The organism is Streptomyces sp. NPDC004788, assembly GCF_053601115.1.
This window is the reverse complement of the sequence record NZ_JBSGBF010000006.1, coordinates 84,870-107,212: the sequence shown is the minus strand read 5'-3', so window position 1 is coordinate 107,212 and position 22,343 is coordinate 84,870. Positions and strand designations below refer to the sequence as shown.

At 72.2% G+C, this 22,343-nt stretch carries 20 protein-coding genes; 16 read left to right on the top strand and 4 right to left on the bottom strand.

Translation table 11 applies throughout. The features are described 5' to 3' along the window. Positions 1–38: 38 nt before the first annotated feature. A complete protein-coding gene (locus ACWEJX_RS05495; RefSeq protein ID WP_451606211.1) occupies positions 39–932 on the bottom strand; it encodes a carbohydrate kinase family protein in 894 nt (297 codons plus the stop codon). A 281-nt stretch (positions 933–1,213) separates the two neighbouring features. On the opposite strand from ACWEJX_RS05495, the gene ACWEJX_RS05490 reads away from it, so the two are divergent. Continuing rightward, positions 1,214–1,639 (top strand): Rieske (2Fe-2S) protein, encoded by a 426-nt coding sequence (locus tag ACWEJX_RS05490; RefSeq protein ID WP_451606210.1) that lies wholly within the window; start codon positions 1,214–1,216, stop codon positions 1,637–1,639. Between the two features lie 77 nt (positions 1,640–1,716). On the opposite strand, the gene ACWEJX_RS05485 is transcribed toward ACWEJX_RS05490, so the two are convergent. Continuing rightward, a complete protein-coding gene (locus ACWEJX_RS05485; RefSeq protein WP_451606209.1) occupies positions 1,717–2,646 on the bottom strand; it encodes a hypothetical protein in 930 nt (309 codons plus the stop codon). Between the two features lie 233 nt (positions 2,647–2,879). Between ACWEJX_RS05485 and ACWEJX_RS05480 the strand changes: the two genes are divergently transcribed. Next, positions 2,880–3,458: a papain-like cysteine protease family protein gene (locus ACWEJX_RS05480; protein WP_451606208.1), complete on the top strand. Its 579-nt coding sequence runs from the start codon at positions 2,880–2,882 to the stop codon at positions 3,456–3,458. Between the two features lie 16 nt (positions 3,459–3,474). Continuing rightward, positions 3,475–4,275, top strand: coding sequence for a hypothetical protein (locus tag ACWEJX_RS05475; protein WP_451606207.1), 801 nt, complete (start codon positions 3,475–3,477; stop codon positions 4,273–4,275). A gap of 212 nt (positions 4,276–4,487) precedes the next feature. Here the strand turns inward: ACWEJX_RS05475 and ACWEJX_RS05470 are convergent, their stop codons facing one another. Continuing rightward, positions 4,488–5,249, bottom strand: coding sequence for an SDR family NAD(P)-dependent oxidoreductase (locus tag ACWEJX_RS05470; protein WP_451606206.1), 762 nt, complete (start codon positions 5,247–5,249; stop codon positions 4,488–4,490). Positions 5,250–5,307: 58 nt separating this feature from the next. Between ACWEJX_RS05470 and uvrC the strand changes: the two genes are divergently transcribed. The 10 genes from uvrC to ACWEJX_RS05420 all read left to right on the top strand — a co-directional run bounded on the left by uvrC (position 5,308) and on the right by ACWEJX_RS05420 (position 17,547). Further along, the gene (gene uvrC / locus ACWEJX_RS05465; RefSeq protein WP_451606205.1) at positions 5,308–7,314 is read left to right on the top strand and encodes an excinuclease ABC subunit UvrC; all 2,007 of its coding nucleotides are present in this window, start codon (positions 5,308–5,310) and stop codon (positions 7,312–7,314) included. Positions 7,315–7,367: 53 nt separating this feature from the next. Further along, complete coding sequence (gene rapZ, locus ACWEJX_RS05460) at positions 7,368–8,291, top strand: RNase adapter RapZ (RefSeq protein ID WP_403798589.1); 924 nt, start codon at positions 7,368–7,370, stop codon at positions 8,289–8,291. Beyond that, on the top strand, positions 8,288–9,313 hold the full coding sequence (locus tag ACWEJX_RS05455) for a gluconeogenesis factor YvcK family protein (protein WP_451606204.1): 1,026 nt from the start codon (positions 8,288–8,290) through the stop codon (positions 9,311–9,313). The genes rapZ and ACWEJX_RS05455 overlap by 4 nt, the downstream gene beginning before the upstream one ends. Continuing rightward, positions 9,304–10,293: a DNA-binding protein WhiA gene (whiA, locus tag ACWEJX_RS05450; RefSeq protein WP_030205188.1), complete on the top strand. Its 990-nt coding sequence runs from the start codon at positions 9,304–9,306 to the stop codon at positions 10,291–10,293. The genes ACWEJX_RS05455 and whiA overlap by 10 nt, the downstream gene beginning before the upstream one ends. A gap of 177 nt (positions 10,294–10,470) precedes the next feature. Further along, complete coding sequence (locus ACWEJX_RS05445; protein ID WP_451606203.1) at positions 10,471–13,422, top strand: M14 family zinc carboxypeptidase; 2,952 nt, start codon at positions 10,471–10,473, stop codon at positions 13,420–13,422. Positions 13,423–13,670: 248 nt separating this feature from the next. Continuing rightward, positions 13,671–14,678 carry a type I glyceraldehyde-3-phosphate dehydrogenase gene (gap, locus tag ACWEJX_RS05440; protein WP_403797874.1) on the top strand — a complete coding sequence of 336 codons (1,008 nt, stop codon included), beginning with the start codon at positions 13,671–13,673 and terminating at the stop codon, positions 14,676–14,678. A 119-nt stretch (positions 14,679–14,797) separates the two neighbouring features. Continuing rightward, on the top strand, positions 14,798–16,009 hold the full coding sequence (locus ACWEJX_RS05435; RefSeq protein WP_451606202.1) for a phosphoglycerate kinase: 1,212 nt from the start codon (positions 14,798–14,800) through the stop codon (positions 16,007–16,009). Between the two features lie 31 nt (positions 16,010–16,040). Beyond that, the gene (tpiA, locus tag ACWEJX_RS05430; RefSeq protein ID WP_451606258.1) at positions 16,041–16,796 is read left to right on the top strand and encodes a triose-phosphate isomerase; all 756 of its coding nucleotides are present in this window, start codon (positions 16,041–16,043) and stop codon (positions 16,794–16,796) included. A gap of 107 nt (positions 16,797–16,903) precedes the next feature. After that, the gene (secG, locus tag ACWEJX_RS05425; RefSeq protein WP_030205174.1) at positions 16,904–17,134 is read left to right on the top strand and encodes a preprotein translocase subunit SecG; all 231 of its coding nucleotides are present in this window, start codon (positions 16,904–16,906) and stop codon (positions 17,132–17,134) included. Positions 17,135–17,211: 77 nt separating this feature from the next. Beyond that, the gene (locus tag ACWEJX_RS05420; protein WP_362533382.1) at positions 17,212–17,547 is read left to right on the top strand and encodes an RNA polymerase-binding protein RbpA; all 336 of its coding nucleotides are present in this window, start codon (positions 17,212–17,214) and stop codon (positions 17,545–17,547) included. 288 nt (positions 17,548–17,835) lie between these two features. On the opposite strand, the gene ACWEJX_RS05415 is transcribed toward ACWEJX_RS05420, so the two are convergent. Then, positions 17,836–18,687: a MurR/RpiR family transcriptional regulator gene (locus ACWEJX_RS05415; RefSeq protein WP_451606201.1), complete on the bottom strand. Its 852-nt coding sequence runs from the start codon at positions 18,685–18,687 to the stop codon at positions 17,836–17,838. A gap of 72 nt (positions 18,688–18,759) precedes the next feature. Here ACWEJX_RS05415 and ACWEJX_RS05410 point away from each other — a divergent pair, with 72 nt between their 5' ends. From ACWEJX_RS05410 to pgi, 3 genes are all read left to right on the top strand, one after another. Further along, a complete protein-coding gene (locus ACWEJX_RS05410) occupies positions 18,760–19,662 on the top strand; it encodes an N-acetylglucosamine kinase (RefSeq protein ID WP_451606200.1) in 903 nt (300 codons plus the stop codon). 155 nt (positions 19,663–19,817) lie between these two features. Beyond that, a complete protein-coding gene (locus ACWEJX_RS05405) occupies positions 19,818–20,582 on the top strand; it encodes a sugar isomerase domain-containing protein (RefSeq protein ID WP_451606199.1) in 765 nt (254 codons plus the stop codon). Between the two features lie 107 nt (positions 20,583–20,689). Further along, positions 20,690–22,342: a glucose-6-phosphate isomerase gene (gene pgi / locus ACWEJX_RS05400; RefSeq protein ID WP_451606257.1), complete on the top strand. Its 1,653-nt coding sequence runs from the start codon at positions 20,690–20,692 to the stop codon at positions 22,340–22,342. Position 22,343 lies beyond the last annotated feature (1 nt).

Sequence of the window (22,343 nt, the reverse complement as noted above, 5' to 3'; positions counted from 1 at the left end):
TCGGGCTTCAGGACGTCCGCACGACCTGGCGACCTGGCCTAGCCGTCGACGAGCTCGTGCCCGTACGGGGGTTCCGCGCCCGCCCGCGTGCAGGTGATTGCCGCCGCGCGGGCCGCGAAGGACAGCAGCTCCCGCCAGTCCTCCGGGCCCAGGGCGGCCGGGGCACGGTCCGCCAGGCCGTGCAGCAGGGCCGCGTTCACCGTGTCGCCCGCGCCGATCGTGTCGACCACCCGCACCCGCACGGACGGCACGGACACCTCGAAGCCGCGTGTGAAGACCGTCAGACCCGCGCCGCCCCGGGTCAGCACCACCGCGTCCGGCCCGGCGGCCAGCCACTCCTCCGGAGACCCGTCCAGCCAGTCGGCGTCCTCCTCCGACAGCTTCAGGAGCGAGACGTACGGCAGCCAGCCCGTGAAGCGCTCCCGGTAGGCCGCAGGGTCCGGCAGCAGGCCCGGCCGGATGTTCGGGTCGAGCAGGGTGAGGGCGCCCTGCCAGTACGAGCGCCGCAGCAGCGCCTCGTACGCGCCGGCGCCCGGCTCCAGGGCCAGTGAGCAGGTCCCGAAGGCGATCGCCCGTACTTCCTCCGGCAGCCGCTCGGGCAGCGTGAAGAACCGGTCCGCCGTGCCCTCCACGTAGAAGCCGTAGCGCGCGGAGCCGTCCGGGCCCACCGAGGCCACCGCCAGCGTCGTGGGCTCCGGCCCGCGCTGCACCAGCCCGGTCGCCACGCCCGCCGCCCGCAGCCCCGCGAGCAGCGCCTCCCCGAAGGCGTCCGTCGACACCCGCGAACAGAAGGCGGCGTCCGCGCCGAGCCGCCCCAGGGCCACCGCCGTGTTGTACGGGCCGCCGCCCGGCCGCGGCAGCAGCGGCGACAGCGGGTCCGGCCCCCCGTCCGGGACCAGGTCGATCAGGGACTCACCGGCGACGACGATCACGTACCGGAACGTAACCCATGTCCCGCCCGGCACGACAGCCCTGCGTGACGGTGACGGACCTGGTGACGGACCTCGTGACGGGCCTGGTGACGGAGCCCGTGCGACCGTGGCAGGCCCGGCGCGGGGCCCGCGTCCCCTCTCGGGGCGACAGCCTGTGTCCCCGTGCCGGACCCGGCGACGGACCGGCGCCGGACCCGCGACAGACCCGCGCGAAAGGGAGCGAAACCCCGCCGGTATCGTCGGATGCCGGAACCGTCACCCCCGTCCCCCGTGGAGCGCTCATGTCCGGCCAGACCCCCCGCCGCACCGTACTGAAAGGCGCCGCCCTCGCCGGGGCCGCCGGGCTGGGTGTCGCCGCCTGCTCCACCGAGTCCAAGCTCGGTCACGCCGAGAACCCGACGCCGACCGCCCCCGTCACGCTCGGCTCGCCCGACGAGGTGCCCGTCGGCGGCGCCAAGCTCTACCGCGAGCAGCGCGTGCTGGTGCACTGCCCGGCCAAGGGCCAGTACAAGGCGTTCAGCGCCCAGTGCACCCACGCCGGCTGCCTCCTCGACCGGATCGAGGACAAGCACGGCAACTGCCCCTGCCACGGCAGCCGCTTCGACGTGGCCACCGGAGAGGCCGTCCAGGGCCCGGCGACCGTGCCGCTGCCCGAGGTCCCGGTGCGTGTCGAGAACGGCCAGCTGATCGCGGGCCCCAAGGCGTAACGCCCCAAGGTGTACCGCCACAGGGCGTAACGCCACAGGGTGCGACATCACAAGGCGTGATCAGAGCCCGGCGGGGCTCACGCCCAGTCCCAGTCGATCCCCAGGATCCCCGGGCGCACCCCCTGCTCCACGACGTGCACCGCGCGGTGCCGGCCGCTCAGCGTCAGCTCGGCCCGGCCGCCGCGCGGCGCCCCCGTCGACACCTGGGCGAACCGCCGGCAGCGCACCGGCAGCGCCGCCTCGTCGAAGCGGACCTGGAGCACGTACTGCCCGCCCGCGAAGCTGAACCCGCGCACGTACTCCCGGCTCGGACCGCCCGTACCGTCCTCGAAGCCGTACGAGAAGAGATACGTGTCCCCGGCCCGCAGCCGGGTGTCGAAGAGCAGCTCGGCGACGACCACCCCGGTCTCCGCGTGCCGCCGCACCCGCCCCGTGCGGCAGTTCTCCGTCGCCCGCACCACCACCCGCGACACCTCGCAGCCCGGGTCGCCCCGGTGTATCGCCAGATAGCGGTCGACGCCGTCCCGGTGCGCCCGCACCACCTGCTGCGAGTCCCGGCCGAGCAGCTCACGGCCCGCCCCGATCCGCACCCGCTCCTGGTGGCCCACCGTGTGCAGCCCGCCGTCCGCCGGGCACTCCAGCTCCGCGAGCAGCCGCTCGACCGCCCCCGAGGCCTCGACGAGCGAGCGGTACGGGCGGGTGGCCGGGCGTTCCACGTCGGCGCGGGCGGCGGCGTCCTCGGTGAGCAGCCGGATCAGCGAGTTGTCGGGCAGCTGGAGCACCTCCTCCAGGGCCCGCACCGCCTTCATCGACTCGGGCCGCTGCGGGCGGCGGGCGCCCTGCTGCCAGTAGCTCAGGCTCGTCACGCCGACCCGGACGCCCCGGTGCGCCAGATGGTGCTGGACCCGCTGGAGCGGCAGCCCACGCACGGCGAGCGCGGTGCGCAGCGCCAGGTGGAACGGACCCGTGTGCAGCAACTGCACGAGATCGGCCTCGGATTGGCCCACGAGGACTCCTCAGTGAACGTTCACGGTGGGGGAGGCGGAGCGGCTGCCGCCGACGGTGGGCGGGCAGGTGAGCCGGGGACGGCCGTTCACACCCGGGTCACACCGTTCACAGCGCGCCGTCACCCCGCATTGAAGCGTGTTGACCCGCTCCGGACAACGCCCGATGCTCCTCGCAGCGTCCGGACGCGCTCCTCTCCTCCGACTCCCCACATCCCCACCCCGGGAGGAACGCGATGCGCAGAAGCAAGCCGATCCTGGCGGCGCTGGCCGCGACCGCCGCCCTGTCGCTCGTCCCCGCCGCGCCGGCGAGCGCCGAGGACGTCGGCACCCTGTCGTACAAGCGCCTGGACATCACCATGCAGGCGCAGCAGAAGAGCAACTGGTGCTGGGCCGGCGCCGGGAACACCATCGCCACCTGGTACGGCCGCAGCTACACGCAGAACCAGTTCTGCAACGCGGCCTTCAACCGGCAGCAGGGCTACGACTGCCCCAACTGGCAGGCCACCCTCGCCAACGTGCAGAACGGGCTGAGCTGGGCCGGCATCAACCCGGGCTCGTACGTGGACGGATGGCTGCGCTACTCGACCGTGCAGACCGAGATCAACGCCGACCGGCCGGTCGAGACCCGGATCCAGTGGTCCAGCGGCGGCGGGCACATGCACGTCATCTACGGCTACGACGACGCCGACAGCTGGGTCTACTGGGGCGACCCCTGGCCGACCAGCGACCGCTACAACTGGGCCTCGCACGCCTGGTACGTGAACAACGGCTCGTTCTCCTGGACGCACTCGCTCTACCGGATCGGGGCGTGACGACGTGACGACGACGATGAGCGCACGCATACGGGTGGTGGCCCTCGCGGGTCTGCTGGTGGCTCTCGGCGCTGCCCCTGCCGGCGCCGCGCCGCTCCCCAGCGCGCCCACCCCGGAGCAGGCGGCCGCCGCGCCGCAGACCCTCGACATGGTCGCCCGCTTCTTCGCCCGGGACGCGCGGGACGTCCGGGGCGCCCGGGGCGGTGCCCTGGCCCGTACGGCGGCGAAGCCCCGCATCGAGGGCGCCGCCGTCCCCGTACGGCTCCTGTCGCCCGACTTCGTGGCCGGGAAGCCGGGGGCGCCGGTGGCCCGGGTCGAGTTCTACGCCGGCACGGCGGTCGCCGCCGACGGCCGGACGGCCTCGCTGTGGACCGTGCGCGGCGCGGGCGGCGGCTGGCAGGTGGTCAACATCGCCACCGGCGACGACGAACGGCGCTACACCGAGCAGGGGCGGCGGACGCTGCCCGGCGGTCTGGTCTTCCGCGAGCCGCAGATCGACGCGTGGTACGTGCAGAAGGGCACGAAGGTACTGCCCCTGGACGAGGACGCGACGCGGGCCGTCGGGAGGAACGGCACCACCCTCGCCGCGTACCGGACGCGGGTCGTCCGGGCGTACGGGGACAAGCTGCCGGGCTCCGCGTACGCGAGGAAGGGCGCAGCCGGCGGCTACGACTCCGGACCCGCCGTGCCCGCCGCCGACAGCGAGCCGACCGTCACGGCCACCTCCGCCGCGCTGGGCGCGAGCGCGCTGCTCGCACTGGCCCTGGCGGGCGCGACAGCGCTACGCCGCCGCCGCAACGCAGCGCGGACGCCCTGACACCCGGCGGCAGCGGCCCAGGCGGCCGCCACCGCCACCCCTCGCCCGCCCTCCGCACCCGACGGGTGCGGAGGGCGGGCAAACCCGGCCCGTCGGCCTGCCGTGGCCCTGCCCTCAGCCTCCGGCGCAGCCCCGGCCTTCCTCGACCCGCCGCGGGCGTCCCGCCCCACCCCGCCCGCCCCACCCGCACGGCCGCCACCACCCCGCCCCCCTCACTGCGCCAGGTACCCCCCGTCCACCGGCAGCACCGCGCCCGTCACGAACGACGCCTCGTCCGAGGCGAGGAAGAGGATCGCCGCGGCCACCTCCTCCGGGCGGCCGAAGCGGCCCATCGGGTGGGCGCGGGAGACGGTCTCCAGGTATTCGGGGCCGCCGGGCTCGTGGCGGGCGGCGGCTACGCGTTCGGTCTCGATGGTGCCGGGGGCGACCGCGTTGACGCGGATGCCGTGCGCGGCCCACTCCACCGCCAGGTGCTTGGTGAGGCCGGTCGCCACGAACTTGGCCGGGCCGTAGACGGCCTGGCGCGCCTGGCCGGCGACGCCGGAGACGGAGGAGGTGCAGACGATCGCGCCGCCGCCGCTCGTACGCATCGCCTCGATCGCGTACTTGCAGGTCAGGAACATGCCGCGGCCGTCGACCGCCATCACCCGGTCGAAGTCCGCGGCGCTCGCCTCCACCACGTCGAGCAGCGGGATCACGCCGGCGTTCGCCACCAGGACGTCGAGCCGGCCGAAGCGGTCCACCGCGGTGGTGATCATGCGGCGGGCGTCGGCGTCGTCCGAGACGTCGCCCACCACCGTCACCACGTCGTCGCCGAGCGTGCCGTCGCCGAGCCGCTCCTCGTCCACGTCCGTCGCCACCACCCGCGCGCCCTCCGCAGCGAAGCGCAGCGCCGTCGCGCGGCCGATTCCGCTGGCCGCGCCCGTCACCACGCACACCCGGCCGGCGAGCCGTCCTGAACCCTGGTTCGTCATGCCCGGGCAACGAGCGGGCGCGGCCTGAGTGTCGGTCCCCGCCAGTAGGGTGGGGACCATGGCCGACCCCTCCAGCTACCGCCCCAGGCCGGGAGAGATCCCCGACTCGCCGGGGGTCTACAAGTTCCGCGACGAGCACCGCCGGGTGATCTACGTCGGGAAGGCGAAGTCCCTGCGTCAGCGGCTCGCGAACTACTTCCAGCCGCTCGCGAGCCTGCACCCGCGCACCGCGACGATGGTGACCACGGCCGCCTCCGTGGAGTGGACGGTCGTGTCGACGGAAGTCGAGGCGCTGCAGCTGGAGTACTCCTGGATCAAGGAGTTCGACCCCCGGTTCAACGTCAAGTACCGGGACGACAAGAGCTACCCGTACCTCGCGGTGACCCTGAACGAGGAGATCCCGCGCGTCCAGGTCATGCGCGGCCACAAGAAGAAGGGCGTGCGCTACTTCGGGCCGTACGCGCACGCGTGGGCGATCCGCGAGACCGTCGACCTGATGCTGCGGGTCTTCCCGGTGCGTACGTGCTCCGCGGGCGTGTTCCGCAACGCCGCCTCGGCCGGCCGGCCCTGCCTGCTCGGCTACATCGGCAAGTGCTCGGCGCCCTGCGTCGGCCGGGTCACCCCCGAGGAGCACCGCGAACTGGCCGACGACTTCTGCGACTTCATGGCCGGCCGCACCGGCACGTACCTCCGCCGCCTGGAGAAGCAGATGATGCTCGCGGCCGAGGACATGGAGTACGAGAAGGCCGCCCGGCTGCGCGACGACATAGAGGCGCTGCGCAAGGCGATGGAGAAGAACGCGGTGGTGCTCGCCGACGCCACCGACGCCGACCTGATCGCGCTCGCCGAGGACGAGCTGGAGGCCGCCGTCCAGATCTTCCACGTGCGCGGCGGACGCGTGCGCGGCCAGCGCGGCTGGGTCACCGACAAGGTCGAGGCCGTCGACACGGCCGGGCTCGTCGAGCACGCCCTCCAGCAGCTGTACGGCGAGGAGAGCGGCGACGCGGTCCCCAAGGAGGTCCTGGTCCCCGCCCTGCCCGAGGACGAGGGGGCCGTCACCGCCTGGCTCTCCGGCCGCCGCGGGTCGAACGTGTCGCTGCGCATACCGCAGCGCGGCGACAAGAAGGCCCTGATGGAGACCGTCGCGCGCAACGCGCAGCAGGCGCTCGTGCTGCACAAGACGAAGCGGGCCAGCGACCTGACCACGCGCTCCCGGGCCCTGGAGGAGATCGCCGAGGCCCTGGACCTGGACTCGGCGCCGCTGCGCATCGAGTGCTTCGACATCTCGCACCTGCAGGGCGAGGACGTCGTGGCCTCCATGGTCGTCTTCGAGGACGGGCTGCCGCGCAAGAGCGAGTTCCGCCGCTTCCAGATCAAGGGTCGTGTCGGAGACACGCAGGTCTGGCACGGCCAGGGACAGGACGACGTCCGGTCCATGCACGAGGTGATCAGCCGCCGCTTCAGGCGCTACCTCGCCGAGAAGGAGCGGACGGGGGAGTGGGGCGACGGCGAGGTGCCGGCCGACGCCCCCGAGGACGACGGGCGGCCCAAGCGCTTCGCCTACCCGCCGCAGCTCGTCGTCGTCGACGGCGGACAGCCGCAGGTCGCCGCCGCCCGGCGGGCCCTGGACGAGCTCGGCATCGACGACGTGGCCGTCTGCGGCCTCGCCAAGCGCCTGGAGGAGGTCTGGCTGCCCGGCGACGACGACCCGGTCGTGCTGCCGCGCTCCTCCGAGGGCCTGTACCTCCTCCAGCGGGTGCGTGACGCGGCTCACGACTTCGCCATCCGCTACCAGCGGTCCAAGCGCAGCAAACGCATCCGCACCAGCCCGCTGGACGCCGTCCCCGGCCTCGGCGAGACGCGGAAACAGGCGCTCATCAAGCATTTCGGCTCGGTCAAACGGCTCCGGCAGGCGACAATCGACCAGATCTGCGAGGTCCCCGGCATGGGCCGGAAGACGGCCGAGGCCGTGGCGGTGGCCCTCGCGCAGGCGGCCCCGGCCGCGCCCGCCGTGAACACGGCCACAGGAGAGATCATGGAAGACGACGGGGGCACCACGGCATGACCGAGAACGACCGGCACGACCAGCACATCGAGTACGAAGACGGAGCACCGGACATGGACACGGGCACCCCAGAGCCCGCCGGCGAGAACAACGGCGAGAACAACAACGCCGACGCGGCCATCCCCGAACTGGTGATCATCTCCGGCATGTCCGGCGCCGGCCGGTCCACCGCGGCGAAGTGCCTGGAGGACCTCGGCTGGTTCGTCGTCGACAACCTGCCGCCCGCGCTGATCCCCACCATGGTGGAGCTCGGCGCCCGCTCCCAGGGGAACGTGGCCCGGATCGCGGTCGTCGTCGACGTCCGCGGCCGGCAGTTCTTCGACAACCTCAAGGACTCCCTCGCCGCCCTCGACGCCCAGCAGGTCACCCGCCGGATCGTCTTCCTGGAGTCCTCCGACGAGGCCCTCGTCCGGCGCTTCGAGTCGGTCCGCCGCCCGCACCCGCTCCAGGGCGACGGCCGCATCGTCGACGGCATCGCCGCCGAGCGCGACCTGCTGCGCGAGCTGCGCGGCGACGCCGACCTGGTGATCGACACCTCCAGCCTCAACGTGCACGAACTGCGCGCCAAGATGGACGCCCAGTTCGCCGGCGAGGAGGAGCCCGAGCTGCGGGCCACCGTGATGTCGTTCGGCTTCAAGTACGGCCTGCCGGTCGACGCCGACCTCGTCGTCGACATGCGCTTCCTGCCGAACCCGCACTGGGTCCCCGAGCTGCGCCCCTTCACCGGCCTCAACGAGGAGGTCGCCAACTACGTCTACAACCAGCCCGGCGCCAAGGAGTTCCTGGACCGCTACACCGAGCTGCTCCAGCTGATCGCCGCCGGCTACCGCCGCGAGGGCAAGCGCTACGTGACCATCGCCGTCGGCTGCACCGGCGGCAAGCACCGCTCGGTGGCCACCGCGGAGAAGCTGGCCGCCCGCCTGGCCTCGGAGGGCGTCGAGACCGTCGTCGTCCACCGGGACATGGGGCGCGAGTGAAGCCGTACCGCCGGCGCACGTCCACCCTGTCCGTACGGCGCACGCTGCGCAGGCGCGGCGCCCAGCCCAAGGTCGTCGCCCTCGGCGGCGGCATGGGCCTGTCGGCCTCCCTCGCCGCGCTGCGCCGGATCACCGGCGACCTGACCGCCGTGGTCACCGTCGCCGACGACGGCGGCTCCAGCGGCCGGCTCCGCGAGGAGCTCGGCGTGCTGCCGCCCGGTGACCTCCGCAAGGCGCTCGCCGCGCTGTGCGGCGACGACGACTGGGGCCAGACCTGGGCGCGGGTCATCCAGCACCGCTTCCAGTCCAAGGGCGAGATGCACGGCCACGCCGTCGGCAACCTGCTGATCGTCGCCCTCTGGGAGCAGCTCGGCGACCCCGTACAGGCCCTGGACCTGGTCGGCAGGCTGCTCGGGGCGCAGGGCCGGGTGCTGCCCATGTCCGCCGTGCCGTTGGAGCTCCAGGCCCTGGTCAGGGGCCACGACCCGGCGCGCCCGCAGGACATCGACACGGTACGGGGCCAGGCCACCGTGGCGCTCACGCCCGGTGAGGTGCAGTCGGTGCACCTGGTGCCGCACGACCCGCCGGCGGTGCCCGAGGCGGTCGCCGCCGTCCTGGACGCGGACTGGGTGGTCCTCGGCCCGGGCTCCTGGTTCTCGTCGGTGATCCCGCACCTCCTCGTGCCCGAGCTCCTCGACGCCCTGATGGAGACCAAGGCCCGCCGGGTGCTCTCGCTGAACCTCGCGCCGCAGCCCGGAGAAACCGAGGGCTTCTCCCCGCAGCGTCATTTGGAGGTTTTGGCCCGACACGCCCCTAAACTCGCCCTGGACGTGGTGCTGGCCGACGAGGCCGCCGTGCCCGACCGCGAGTCACTGGCCGACGCCGCCAAGCGGCTCGGCGCCGCGGTCGAGCTGGCGCCGGTGGCCAGGCCCGACGGTGCTCCGAAGCACGACCCGGAGCTGTTGGCCGCCGCGTACGACCGTATTTTTCGGATGCATGGAAGGATCGGCCCATGGCGATGACGGCAGCGGTGAAGGACGAGATCTCCCGGCTTCCCGTCACCCGGACCTGCTGCAGGAAGGCCGAGGTCTCGTCGATCCTGCGGTTCGCGGGCGGGCTGCACCTGGTGAGCGGCCGGATCGTGATCGAGGCGGAGCTGGACACCGCGATGGCGGCCCGCCGGCTCAAGCGGGACATCCTGGAGATCTTCGGGCACAGTTCCGAGCTGATCGTGATGGCCCCCGGCGGGCTGCGCCGCGGCTCGCGCTTCGTGGTGCGCGTGGTCGCCGGCGGCGACCAGCTGGCCCGGCAGACCGGTCTGGTGGACGGCCGCGGCCGCCCCATCCGCGGGCTGCCCCCGCAGGTCGTGTCCGGGGCCACCTGTGACGCCGAGGCGGCCTGGCGCGGCGCCTTCCTGGCGCACGGCTCGCTGACCGAGCCGGGCCGCTCCTCCTCCCTGGAGGTCACCTGCCCCGGCCCGGAGGCCGCGCTCGCCCTGGTCGGCGCCGCCCGCCGGCTCTCCATCGCGGCCAAGGCGCGTGAGGTGCGGGGCGTGGACCGGGTCGTGGTCCGCGACGGCGACGCCATCGGCGCCCTGCTGACCCGGCTCGGCGCGCACGAGTCGGTGCTCGCCTGGGAGGAGCGGCGGATGCGGCGCGAGGTCCGCGCCACCGCCAACCGGCTCGCCAACTTCGACGACGCCAACCTGCGCCGCTCCGCACGCGCCGCCGTGGCCGCCGGTGCCCGCGTCCAGCGGGCCCTGGAGATCCTCGGCGAGGAGGTGCCCGAGCACCTGGCCGCCGCCGGCCGGCTGCGCATGGAGCACAAGCAGGCGTCCCTGGAGGAGCTGGGCGCGCTCGCCGACCCGCCGCTCACCAAGGACGCGGTGGCCGGCCGGATCCGCCGGCTGCTCGCCATGGCCGACAAGCGGGCGCAGGACCTGGGCATCCCCGGGACCGAGTCCAACCTGACGGAGGAGCTGGACGACAGTCTCGTCGGCTGAGTCCCGCGCGACCCCCGACTCGGAGTCAACTCCCCACTGCCGGTGCCTTTCTGAGGTACCGGCAGTTCCGTTTGGCGGGCTTCCGTCGACGCGCCGACGGCACTCTTGACAGGGGTACGAGCCCCCACGAGCCTGGCGTCTGTTCACTTTCGTGGCAGACAACGGCAAGGGGGGCTTATGAGACGCGGAGCGAGATCGATCCTCGCCGCGGCTTCACTGCTGATCGCGGGTCTGGTGGCGGCACCTGTCGCCGGAGCGCAGCCGAACCACGGGAACGACACCGACGCCCTCACCGTCTACCGGGCGACGGTCACCAAGGAGCAGATGCCGCTCCTGCTCGACGCCGGCACCGACGCGCACGAGCTGACCGAGCAGGTGCCCGCCAGGGGCGCCGCCACCGTCGAGCTCTACCTCACCGCCACGCAGGCCGCGCAGCTGCGCCGGGAGGGCGTCGCCCTCGCCGAGCACACGCTGTCCGCGCAGGCCGAGAAGCGCGTCGCGGCCGCAGGCGACGGCGTCTTCCGCCCGTACGGCGGCAAGGGCGGCCTCAAGCAGGAGATCCTGGACACCGCCCGGGCCCACCCCGACCTCACCAAGGTCGTCTCCATCGGCAAGACCCTCAGGGGCCAGGACATCCTCGCGCTGAAACTGACCAGGGACGCGCGGAAGACCAAGGACGGGTCCCGGCCCGCCACCCTGTACATGTCCAACCAGCACGCCCGCGAGTGGATCACCCCGGAGATGACCCGGCGGCTGATGCACTACTACCTCGACGGCTACGGCAAGGACCCCCGGCTCACGAAGATCGTCGACACCACCGAGCTGTGGTTCGTCATCTCCGCCAACCCGGACGGCTACGACTTCACCCACGCCGACCCGGCCAACCGCCAGTGGCGCAAGAACCTGCGCGACAACGACGGCGACGGGAAGATCGGCCCCGGCGACGGCGTCGACCTCAACCGCAACTTCGCCTACAAGTGGGGCTACGACAACGAGGGCTCGTCCCCCGACCCGGCCGACGAGACCTATCGCGGCGCCCGCGCCATGTCCGAGCCGGAGACCCGCGCCCTGGACGCCTTCGAGAAGCGCGTCGGCTTCCGCTACGGCGTCAACTACCACTCCGCCGCGCAGCTCCTGCTGTACGGCGTGGGCTGGCAGGTCGCCACCGACACCCCCGACGACGTGGCCCTCAAGGCGCTCGCCGGGACCCCGCAGAAGCCCGCGATCCCCGGCTACCGCTCGCAGGTCTCCTCCGAGCTCTACATCACCAACGGCGAGGCCGACGGCCACGCCGCGAACGTCAACGGGATGCAGATGTTCACCCCGGAGATGTCGACCTGCGCCACCGCCTCCCGCGTGGACCCGAACGACGCCTGGGACCCGGCGGACTGCGCCTCGGTCTTCACCTTCCCGGACGACGAGAAGCTGATCCAGGCCGAGTTCGCGAAGAACATCCCCTTCGCGCTCGCCGTCGCCGAGACCGCCGCCCACCCGGACCGCCCGGTCTCCCCGGTCGGCATCGACGCCCCCGACTTCACCCCGAGCGCCTTCACCGCCTCGTACGCCCGCGGCGCGGACCAGCAGGTGTCCGTCACCGCCCGCAAGTCGCTGCGCGGCAAGACGCTCGACTACCGGATCAACGGCGGCCGCGTCCACCGCGGGAAGCTGGAGGCCTGGCAGGGCGGCGAGACCTACGGCGGCGGGGACAACCTCTACTTCGACGAGTACCGCGGCGTGGTCCAGGGCGCCCGGCCCGGCGACCGGGTCGAGGTCTGGTACACCGCCCGCACCCGGGAGGGCAGGGCGACCGCGTCCACCTCGTTCACGTACACCGTGGCGCAGCGGCCCCGCGCCGACGTCCTCGTCCTCGCCGACGAGGGCGGCACGGGCGCCGCGAAGAACGCCGACACCTATGTGCGGGCGCTCGCCGCCGCCGGCCGGAAGGCGGCCGTCTGGGACGTCGCCACGCAGGGCACCCCGCACCCGCTGGGCGTGCTGAGCCACTTCCGCACCGTCGTCTGGTACAGCGGCGCCGAGCAGCCCTCCGGGGGCACCCTGCTCGCCGTCCGCGCCTACCTCAACGAGGGCGGCAAGCTGATCAACGCCGGCGAGAAGTCCGGCGGGCTCGTCCAGGTCGGCCGGGCCGAGTCCAACGACTTCGCCCAGTACTACCTGGGCGCCTACCACCGCGCCGGCCTGAACGCCCCGCCGTCCTTCAACGGCTCCGGCCGCCTCGGCGGCGCCGGCACGGGCCTCGCGGCCGCGGCCGGCAACCCGCTCGACAACGCGGGCGCCTACACCGTCACCTCCGACACCCTCACGCCGAAGGAGTTCCCGCAGTTCGCCTCCAGCGCCTCCGCGGGCGACTACCCCGGCATCCGCACCCCCTTCGAGCCGTACGAGGGCAGCCGCTTCGCCGCGCTGCGCCACGCCGACGACACCTGGGGCCGGCTCGCCCGGACCGTGGACCTCACCGGCGTCGCCGCCGCCTCGCAGCCGAACCTGACCTTCCAGGTCAGCTACGACACCGAGCCCGGCTACGACAACGTGATCGTCGAGGCCCACACGGTCGGGCAGGACGACTGGACCACGCTGCCCGACGTCAACGGCGGCACCTCCACCGAGCCGCCCACCGACTGTGGCGAGGGCTTCTACGTCCGCGGTCACCCCTTCCTCGCCCACTACCTCACCGTCGGGGCGGACGGCTGCGCGGCCACCGGCACCACCGGCGCGTGGAACGCCTTCACCGGCCCCTCCAACGGCTGGCGGCAGGCCAGGATCGACCTGAGCGCCTACGCGGGCAAGCGGGTCGAGCTGGCGATCTCGTACGTCTCCGACGGCGGCACCGGAGAGATGGGCGCGTTCGTCGACGAGCTCCGGCTGACCGCCGGCGCGACGGCCGACACCGAGGGGTTCGAGTCCGGAATGGGCGCTTGGTCCGTACCGGGAGCGCCGGCCGGAAGCCCCGGCAACGGAAACGACTGGACTATTTCCGGGGCGCTGTTCCATTCACAGGCGGCGGTCACCACCCGTGACACCGTCCTCCTCGGCTTCGGTCTGGAGCACGTCCCGAATGCGGCGGAACGGGCGGCTCTGCTGAGAAAGGCGCTGAATTCGCTCCGACGCTGAATGGGCTGCTCAGGCGAGCATCGATTTTCGTCACTCTGGGTAGCGGTAGCCGAGGTTCCGGGGCGGTCCATACCTGGCGATAGATCCGGGTTGTCGGCCTTTTCCCGGCAGTTTCCGGGCGCATCCGGCCGTACGCGATGTCACTCAAAGGCGTCAGGAGAGGTAGGGTCGTAAGCGGTCGGGGACATCCCAAAAATGAAGCTCGCCGGGCGTCTGAAACCCGGCGTACCTAACGAGGAGATCGGTTCGTGACGATCCGCGTAGGCATCAACGGCTTTGGCCGTATCGGTCGCAACTACTTCCGCGCGCTCCTTGAGCAGGGTGCCGACATCGAGGTCGTGGCCGTCAACGACCTGGGCGACACCGCGACCACCGCACACCTGCTGAAGTACGACACCATCCTGGGCCGCCTCAAGGCCGAGGTGAGCCACACCGCCGACACCATCACCGTCGACGGCCACACCATCAAGGTGCTGTCCGAGCGCAACCCGGCCGACATCCCGTGGGGCGAGCTCGGCGTCGACATCGTCATCGAGTCCACCGGCATCTTCACCAACCGGGACGACGCCGCCAAGCACCTCGCCGGCGGCGCCAAGAAGGTCCTCATCTCGGCTCCGGCCAAGAACGAGGACATCACCATCGTCATGGGCGTCAACCAGGACAAGTACGACGCGGCCAACCACCACGTCATCTCCAACGCGTCCTGCACCACCAACTGTGTCGCGCCGATGGCCAAGGTCCTCGACGAGAACTTCGGCATCGTCCGCGGTCTGATGACCACGGTCCACGCGTACACCAACGACCAGCGCATCCTGGACTTCCCGCACAAGGACCTGCGCCGCGCCCGCGCCGCCGCGGAGAACATCATCCCGACCACGACGGGTGCCGCCAAGGCCACCGCCCTGGTCCTCCCGCAGCTCAAGGGCAAGCTCGACGGCATGGCCATGCGCGTCCCGGTCCCGACCGGCTCGGTCACCGACCTGGTCGTGGAGCTCTCCCGCGAGGTCACCAAGGACGAGGTCAACGCCGCGTTCAAGAAGGCCGCGGACGGCGAGCTCAAGGGCATCCTGTTCTACACCGAGGACGAGATCGTCTCCTCGGACATCGTGAGCGACCCGGCCTCCTGCACCTTCGACTCGTCGCTGACGATGGTCCAGGAGGGCAACTCGGTCAAGGTCCTCGGCTGGTACGACAACGAGTGGGGTTACTCCAACCGCCTCGTCGACCTCACCGTCTTCGTCGGCGGCCAGCTCTAAGCTCTCTAAGCTTCTGAGCGGGCTTTCGATGTGAAGCAGGGCTCGGGCAGTGCGATGACGCACTGCGCGAGCCCTGTGTCGTGTGCTCCACCGTGCGTACCAAGGAGTCAGAGAAACAGATGAAGACGATCGACGAGCTGCTCGCCGAGGGCGTCAACGGCAAGCGGGTGTTCGTCCGCGCCGACCTCAACGTGCCCCTCGACGGCACCACCATCACCGACGACGGCCGCATCCGCGCCGTCCTCCCGACCGTGAAGGCGCTCGCCGACGCCGGCGCCCGCGTCGTGGTCGCCTCGCACCTGGGCCGCCCCAAGGGCGCCCCGGACCCGCAGTTCTCCCTCGCCCCGGCCGCCGCGCGCCTCGGCGAACTGCTCGGCGCCGACGTCGCCTTCGCGACCGACACGGTCGGCGACTCGGCCAAGGCCACCGTCGCGGGCCTCTCCGACGGCCAGGTCGCCGTCATCGAGAACCTCCGCTTCAACGCGGGCGAGACCTCGAAGGACGACGCCGAGCGCGCCGCCTTCGCGGGCGAGCTGGCCCGGCTCGCCGACGTCTACGTCGGCGACGGCTTCGGCGCCGTGCACCGCAAGCACGCCTCGGTCTTCGACCTCCCGGGCAAGCTGCCGCACTACGCCGGCTACCTCATCGCCACCGAGGTCGGCGTCCTCAAGAAGCTCACCGAGGACGTCAAGCGCCCCTACGTCGTCGTCCTCGGCGGCGCCAAGGTCTCCGACAAGCTGGGCGTCATCGACAACCTGCTGCAGAAGGCCGACCGCATCCTCATCGGCGGCGGTATGGCCTACACCTTCCTGGCCGCCAAGGGCCACGAGGTCGGCATCTCGCTGCTCCAGGCCGACCAGAAGGGCAAGTGCCTGGAGTACCTGGCGGAGGCGGAGAAGCGCGGCGTCGAGTTCGTGCTCCCCGTCGACGTCCTGGTCTCCGCCGACTTCCCGGACCTGAAGACGAAGGCCCCGGCCAACCCCGACACCGTCGCCTCGGACGCCATCCCGGCGGACAAGGAGGGCCTGGACATCGGCCCGGAGACCCGGAAGCTCTACGCGGCGAAGCTCGCCGACGCGGGCACGGTCTTCTGGAACGGCCCGATGGGCGTCTTCGAGCACCCCGACTACGCGAACGGCACCAAGGCCGTCGCCCAGGGCCTGCTCGACTCGGCGGCCTTCACCGTCGTCGGCGGCGGCGACTCGGCCGCGGCCGTCCGCCAGCTGGGCTTCGACGAGAATGCATTCGGCCACATCTCGACCGGCGGCGGCGCCTCCCTCGAATACCTCGAGGGCAAGACGCTTCCCGGCCTCGCCGCACTGGAGGACTGACCCCCTTATGAGCACCACCCGCACCCCGCTGATGGCGGGCAACTGGAAGATGAACCTCAACCACCTCGAGGCCATCGCCCACGTCCAGAAGCTCGCCTTCGCGCTCACCGACAAGGACCACGACGCCGTCGAGACGGCGGTCCTCGTGCCCTTCACCGACCTGCGCTCCGTGCAGACCCTGGTCGACGGCGACAAGCTGAAGATCAAGTACGGCGCCCAGGACCTCTCGGCCCACGACTCCGGCGCGTACACCGGCGAGATCTCCGGCCCCATGCTGGCGAAGCTGAAGTGCGCCTACGTCGCCGTCGGCCACTCCGAGCGCCGCCAGTACCACGCCGAGAACGACGAGGTCTGCAACGCCAAGGTGAAGGCCGCCTTCAAGCACGGGATCACCCCGATCCTCTGCGTCGGCGAGGAGCTGGACGTCCGCGAGGCCGGCAACGCCGTCGCGCACACCCTGGCCCAGGTCGAGGGCGGCCTCAAGGACGTCCCGGCCGAGCAGGCCGAGACGATCGTGATCGCCTACGAGCCGGTGTGGGCCATCGGCACCGGCAAGGTCTGCGGCGCCGACGACGCGCAGGAGGTCTGCGCGGCGATCCGCGGCAAGCTCGCCGAGCTGTACTCGCAGGAGCTCGCCGACAAGGTCCGCATCCAGTACGGCGGCTCCGTCAAGGCCGGCAACGTCGCCGAGATCATGGCGCAGGCCGACATCGACGGCGCCCTGGTCGGCGGTGCCTCGCTCGACGCGGACGAGTTCGTCAAGATCGTCCGCTTCCGCGACCAGTGATGATGTAGAGCGGCGGAGACGATCCGTCGTACCCTTGCGGGGGTCGGGCAGGTACCCTGTCCGGCCCCCGTCCGTACAAGTCCGAGGAAGTTGGTCCAGCCGTGGTTATGGGGTTTTCGATCGCCCTGATCGTCTTCAGTGCGCTGCTGATGCTGCTCGTGCTGATGCACAAGGGCAAGGGCGGCGGCCTCTCCGACATGTTCGGTGGCGGCATGCAGTCCTCCGTCGGCGGCTCCTCGGTCGCCGAGCGCAACCTCGACCGGATCACCGTGGTCGTCGGTCTGCTGTGGTTCGCCTGCATTGTCGTACTTGGTCTGCTGATGAAGTTGGACGGGTAACTCCAATCACTGGACGCGCGTTGGGCCTTACGTAGACTGGGGCATCTTCGAGCACCATCACGCAGGGAGTTACGACCGTGGCAAGTGGCAACGCGATCCGGGGAAGCCGGGTCGGAGCGGGGCCGATGGGGGAGGCCGAGCGGGGCGAGTCCGCACCGCGTCTCCGCATCTCCTTCTGGTGCTCGAACGGGCACGAGACCCAGCCCAGCTTCGCCAGTGACGCAACTGTGCCGGACACCTGGGACTGCCCGCGCTGTGGTTTCCCGGCCGGCCAGGACCGGGACAACCCGCCGGACCCGCCGCGCACCGAGCCGTACAAGACGCACCTCGCGTACGTGCGGGAGCGGCGCAGCGACGCGGACGGCGAGGCGATCCTGGCCGAGGCGCTCGCGAAGCTGCGGGGCGAGATCTGAACACCGGTGGAACGGGCTCTGTGCGCAGGGCCCGTTCTCTCGTTTCCGGCGCTTGGTCGCTTGGTCGCTAGGGGGTGTCTTGTCGATCAGGCCGGATCAGGGAGCGGCGTCTGGTGCATGGGGTCTCCCCAGGCCCGCAGGGCCTAGGGGACGCATCGCAAGGCGGAGGAGGGAGTCCATGCGGAGCATCGGCGACCGACGACAACGCGGCGAGGCGCGGTGCTGGGGGCACCTCCCAGGCGAAGCTCTGGGGGAGTCGCGAGCCCGGCATGATCGGCGAGACACCCCCTAGGTCCGGTGGCCGTCGGCGATGTGCGCGGTGAGCGCGAGGGCGGCCGTGGCGCGCGAGTGGGTCAGCTGCGCCACGCGCGCGTAGAGGCAGTCGAGGATCAGCAGGACCGAGTGGCGGGCGCCGAAGCCGCCGTGCCGGAAGCCGGTCTCGGCGGACGTCGAGGTGAGGTGCGTCCCGGCCGCCCGCGCCACCGCGGAGCGCGGGTCGCCCGTGACGGCCACCGTCGCCGCGCCCCGCTCGGCCGCGAGCTTCAGCGGCGCCAGGACCTCACGCGTCGCGCCGGAGTGGGACAGCGCGACCACCGCGTCGGCCGGCGTGAGCAGCGCGGCCGAGGTCTCCGCCGCGTGCACCTCGGTCCACGCGCGGGCCTCGCACCCGATGCCGAACAGCCGGGCCCGGGTTTCGAGCGCGAGCACCCCCGAGGCGCCCACCCCGTACACGTCGATCCGCCGCGCCTGCGCGAGCGCCCGGGCCGCCCGCTCCAAGGCGTCGAGGTCGAGCCGCTCGGCGGTCGCGCGCAGAGCGCCCAGATCGGCCTGGGCGACGGCGGCGACGACGCGGTCGAGCGGGTCGTCGGGCCCGAGGTCGGGGCCGAGCGGACCCGGCTCCTCGCTCTGGCCCTCCTGCCCCTGTTCACGGGCGAGTTCGAGCAGGAGCCGCTGGTACGAGTCGAGGCCGAGCGCCCGGCAGAACCGGGTCACCGTGGCCTGCGAGGTGCCCGTACGGCGCCCCAGCTCGGCGGCGGACACCCCGGCGACCCGCACCGGATCCGCGAGCACCCACTCGCCGACCTTGCGCAAGGAGCCGGACATCCGGGGGAGTTCGGAGCGGATCAGTGCGGTGATCATGCGGGGCCTTCTTCGACGGGCGACTGCGCGGGTCTTGTGATCCGGTGAATCTATCAACCAGCATGCGGGCTGATGAACGAATCCCGGATTCACTACGTGGTGGGCATCGACGCGGGCGGCACCCGCAGCCGCGCCCGGCTCGCCGACGCGACGACCGGCCGGACGCTGGGCGAGGGAACGGGCGGCCCCGGCAACGCGCTCAGCGTGCCCGCCGGGGATCTCGTACGACACCTGGCGCAGGCGCTGCGCGGAGCGGGCGTGACGTGCGCCGACGCGGTGGTCGCGGGCTTCGCGGGCGGCGGCCCCGGCGGCGGCCGCGACCGGGCGCTCACCGCCCTGCGGGCCGCCCTCGCCGACGTCGGCGCCGCCCCGGCCCGCGTCGAGGTCCACGGCGACGCCGAGATCGCCTTCGCCGCCGGGCCGGGTACCCCGGCTGACGGCCTCGTCCTCATCGCGGGAACCGGCGCGGCCGGGGCCCGGGTACGGGGGCGGCGCCTGGTGCGCGCGGTGGACGGCGACGGGTGGTTGTTGGGCGACGCGGGGAGCGGCTTCTGGCTGGGCCGGGAGGCGCTGCGGGCGGTGCTGCGCGGCCTGGACGGGCGGGGGTCGGGGACGGCGCTGGCGGGGCCGGTGGGGGAGTTGTGCGGGGGGTTGAGCAAGGAGGCGGTGGTGCGGTTCGCGTACGAGGCGCATCCGACCCGGCTCGCGGACCTGAGCCCGCTGGTGGTGTCCGCCGCGGTGGAGGGCGACGCGGTGGCGGTCGGCCTGCTGGACAGGGCCGCGGACGAACTGGCCGCGAGTGTACGGGCGTTGGCCCCGCGGGCGGGGGAGCCGCTGGTGGTGACGGGTGGGCTGCTGGGGCCGGACGGGCCGTTGCTGGCGCGGTTGGCGGAGCGCGTCCGCAAGTTGGGCCTCGTGCCGAGCCCCGTACGGGACGGCCTCGCGGGCGCGGTGGCGTTGGCGCGGTTGGCGTAGGCGCAGGGAGCGGACGCGCCCGCAAGGGCGCCGTTCCGTCGTGCCCACCCGTTCCGCCCCAGCGGAACGAATCCCCACAACGGAGGGGTGGTCGTGGTTCATTGAACCAGCTAACTTCAGCTTATCCGGTTCACTCAACCAGAGGAGCTTGCCCCATGCCCCAACCTCCCCTCGGCTCCGCCCGGTTCGTCGATCACGCCCAGCAGGCCCTCACCCGCGTCGTCACCGCCAACGAACGCTCCGTCCCCGCCGCCGCCCGTCTCTTCGCCGACTGCGTCGCCGCCGACGGGGTGATCCACGCCTTCGGGACCGGGCATTCGCAGGCCGCCGCGCTCGAAGTGGCCGGGCGCGCCGGGGGGCTGGTGCCGACGAGCAGGATCGCGCTCGCTGATCTCGTGCTGCGGGGCGGGGAGGACCCGGAGATCCTCCGGGACCCGCTGCTCGAACGCTCGCCGGGACTCGCCGAGCGGCTCTACGCGCTGGCGACGCCCCGTCCCCAGGACCTGTTCGTGATCATCTCCAACTCGGGGGTGAACAACTCGGTCGTGGAGCTGGCGCTCAAGGTGACCGGCGCGGGGCACGGGCTCGTCGCCCTCACCTCGCTGGAGCACACCCACGCCGTGCCCGCGCTGCACGCCAGTGGGAAGCGGCTCGCGGACCTCGCGGACGTCGTGCTCGACAACGGGGCGCCCGCCGGCGACGCCGTACTGCCGCTGCCCGACGGCGGCGCGTTGTGCGGGATCTCCACGCTCACCTCGTCCCTGCTCGTCCAGATGGTCGTCGCGGACGCCGTCGCGCTGCTGCTCGCCGAGGGGCACGAACCGCCGGTGTACCTGTCGGCCAACCTGCCCGGCGGGCACGAGCGCAACGCACTGCTCGAAGCGCGGTACGAGGGACGCCTCCACCGCGGCGGCCACTGAGCGCCCAGGGCGCTGAACGCGTTTCCGGCGCTCGATCAATTAGGTTGGAGGACAGCGGGGCACACACGCCGTACATGGAGCAAGACGAAGAAATGGGCGAAGTCGAGATGACCAACGCAGGCCGCACCAGGCTCAACCAGCTGCCCGAGTGGGCGGCCCTCGGCAAGCACCGCGAGCAGCTGGGCGACACCCACCTGCGCGAGCTGTTCGCCGCCGACCCCGAGCGTGGCACCGGGTACACGCTGCGCGTCGGCGACCTCTATCTGGACTACTCCAAGCACCTGGTGACCGACGAGACCCTGACGCTGCTGCGCGAGCTGGCCGCCGCCACCGGGGTGGCCGAGCTGCGGGACGCGATGTTCCGTGGCGAGAAGATCAACAACACCGAGCACCGGGCGGTGCTGCACACCGCGCTGCGCGCACCGCGCGGCGCGGTCGTCGAGGTGGACGGCGTGAACGTCGTCCCCGAGGTGCACGCCGTGCTCGACAAGATGGCCGCCTTCGCGGACCGGGTCCGCGCGGGCGAGTGGACCGGGCACACCGGCAAGCCGATCAAGAACATCGTCAACATCGGCATCGGCGGCTCGGACCTCGGCCCGGCGATGGCCTTCGAGGTGCTGCGCTCGTACACGCGGCGCGACCTGACGTTCCGTTTCGTCTCCAACGTCGACGGCGCCGACCTGCACGAGGCAGTCCGCGACCTCGACGCCGCCGAGACCCTCTTCATCGTCGCCTCGAAGACCTTCACCACCATCGAGACGATCACCAACGCCACCTCCGCCCGCAACTGGCTGCTCACCGAGCTGCGGGCCGGTCAGGAGGCCGTCGCCAAGCACTTCGTGGCCCTGTCGACGAACGCCGAGAAGGTCGAGGAGTTCGGCATCGACACGGCGAACATGTTCGAGTTCTGGGACTGGGTCGGCGGCCGGTACTCCTACGACTCCGCCATCGGCCTGTCGCTGATGATCGCCATCGGGCCCGATGCCTTCCGCGAGATGCTCGACGGCTTCCACCTCGTCGACGAGCACTTCCGCACCGCGCCCCCCGCCGAGAACGCCCCGCTCCTGCTCGGTCTCCTCGGCATCTGGTACGGCGCGTTCTTCGACGCCCAGTCGCACGCCGTGCTGCCGTACTCGCACTACCTGTCGAAGTTCACCGCGTACCTCCAGCAGCTCGACATGGAGTCCAACGGCAAGTCCGTGACCCGCGACGGACAGCCGGTCGACTGGCAGACCGGCCCGGTCGTCTGGGGCACCCCCGGCACCAACGGCCAGCACGCCTACTACCAGTTGATCCACCAGGGCACCAAGGTCATCCCGGCCGACTTCATCGCCTTCGCCCGGCCCGTCGCCGACCTGCAGCCCGGCCTGGTCGCCCAGCACGACCTGCTGATGGCCAACTTCTTCGCGCAGACCCAGGCGCTCGCCTTCGGCAAGACGCCGGAGGAGGTACGGGCCGAAGGCGTCCCGGAGGAGCTGGTCCCGCACAAGACCTTCCAGGGCAACCACCCCACCACCACGATCCTGGCGGACGCGCTCACCCCGTCCGTGCTCGGCCAGCTCATCGCGCTCTACGAGCACAAGGTCTTCGTCCAGGGCGCGGTGTGGAACATCGACTCCTTCGACCAGTGGGGCGTCGAGCTCGGCAAGGTCCTCGCCAAGAAGATCGAGCCCGTGCTGACGGAAGGGGCCGGCGGCGAGGGACTCGACTCCTCCACCGCCGGACTCGTCGCCGTCTACCGCTCGCTGCGCGGACGGTAGA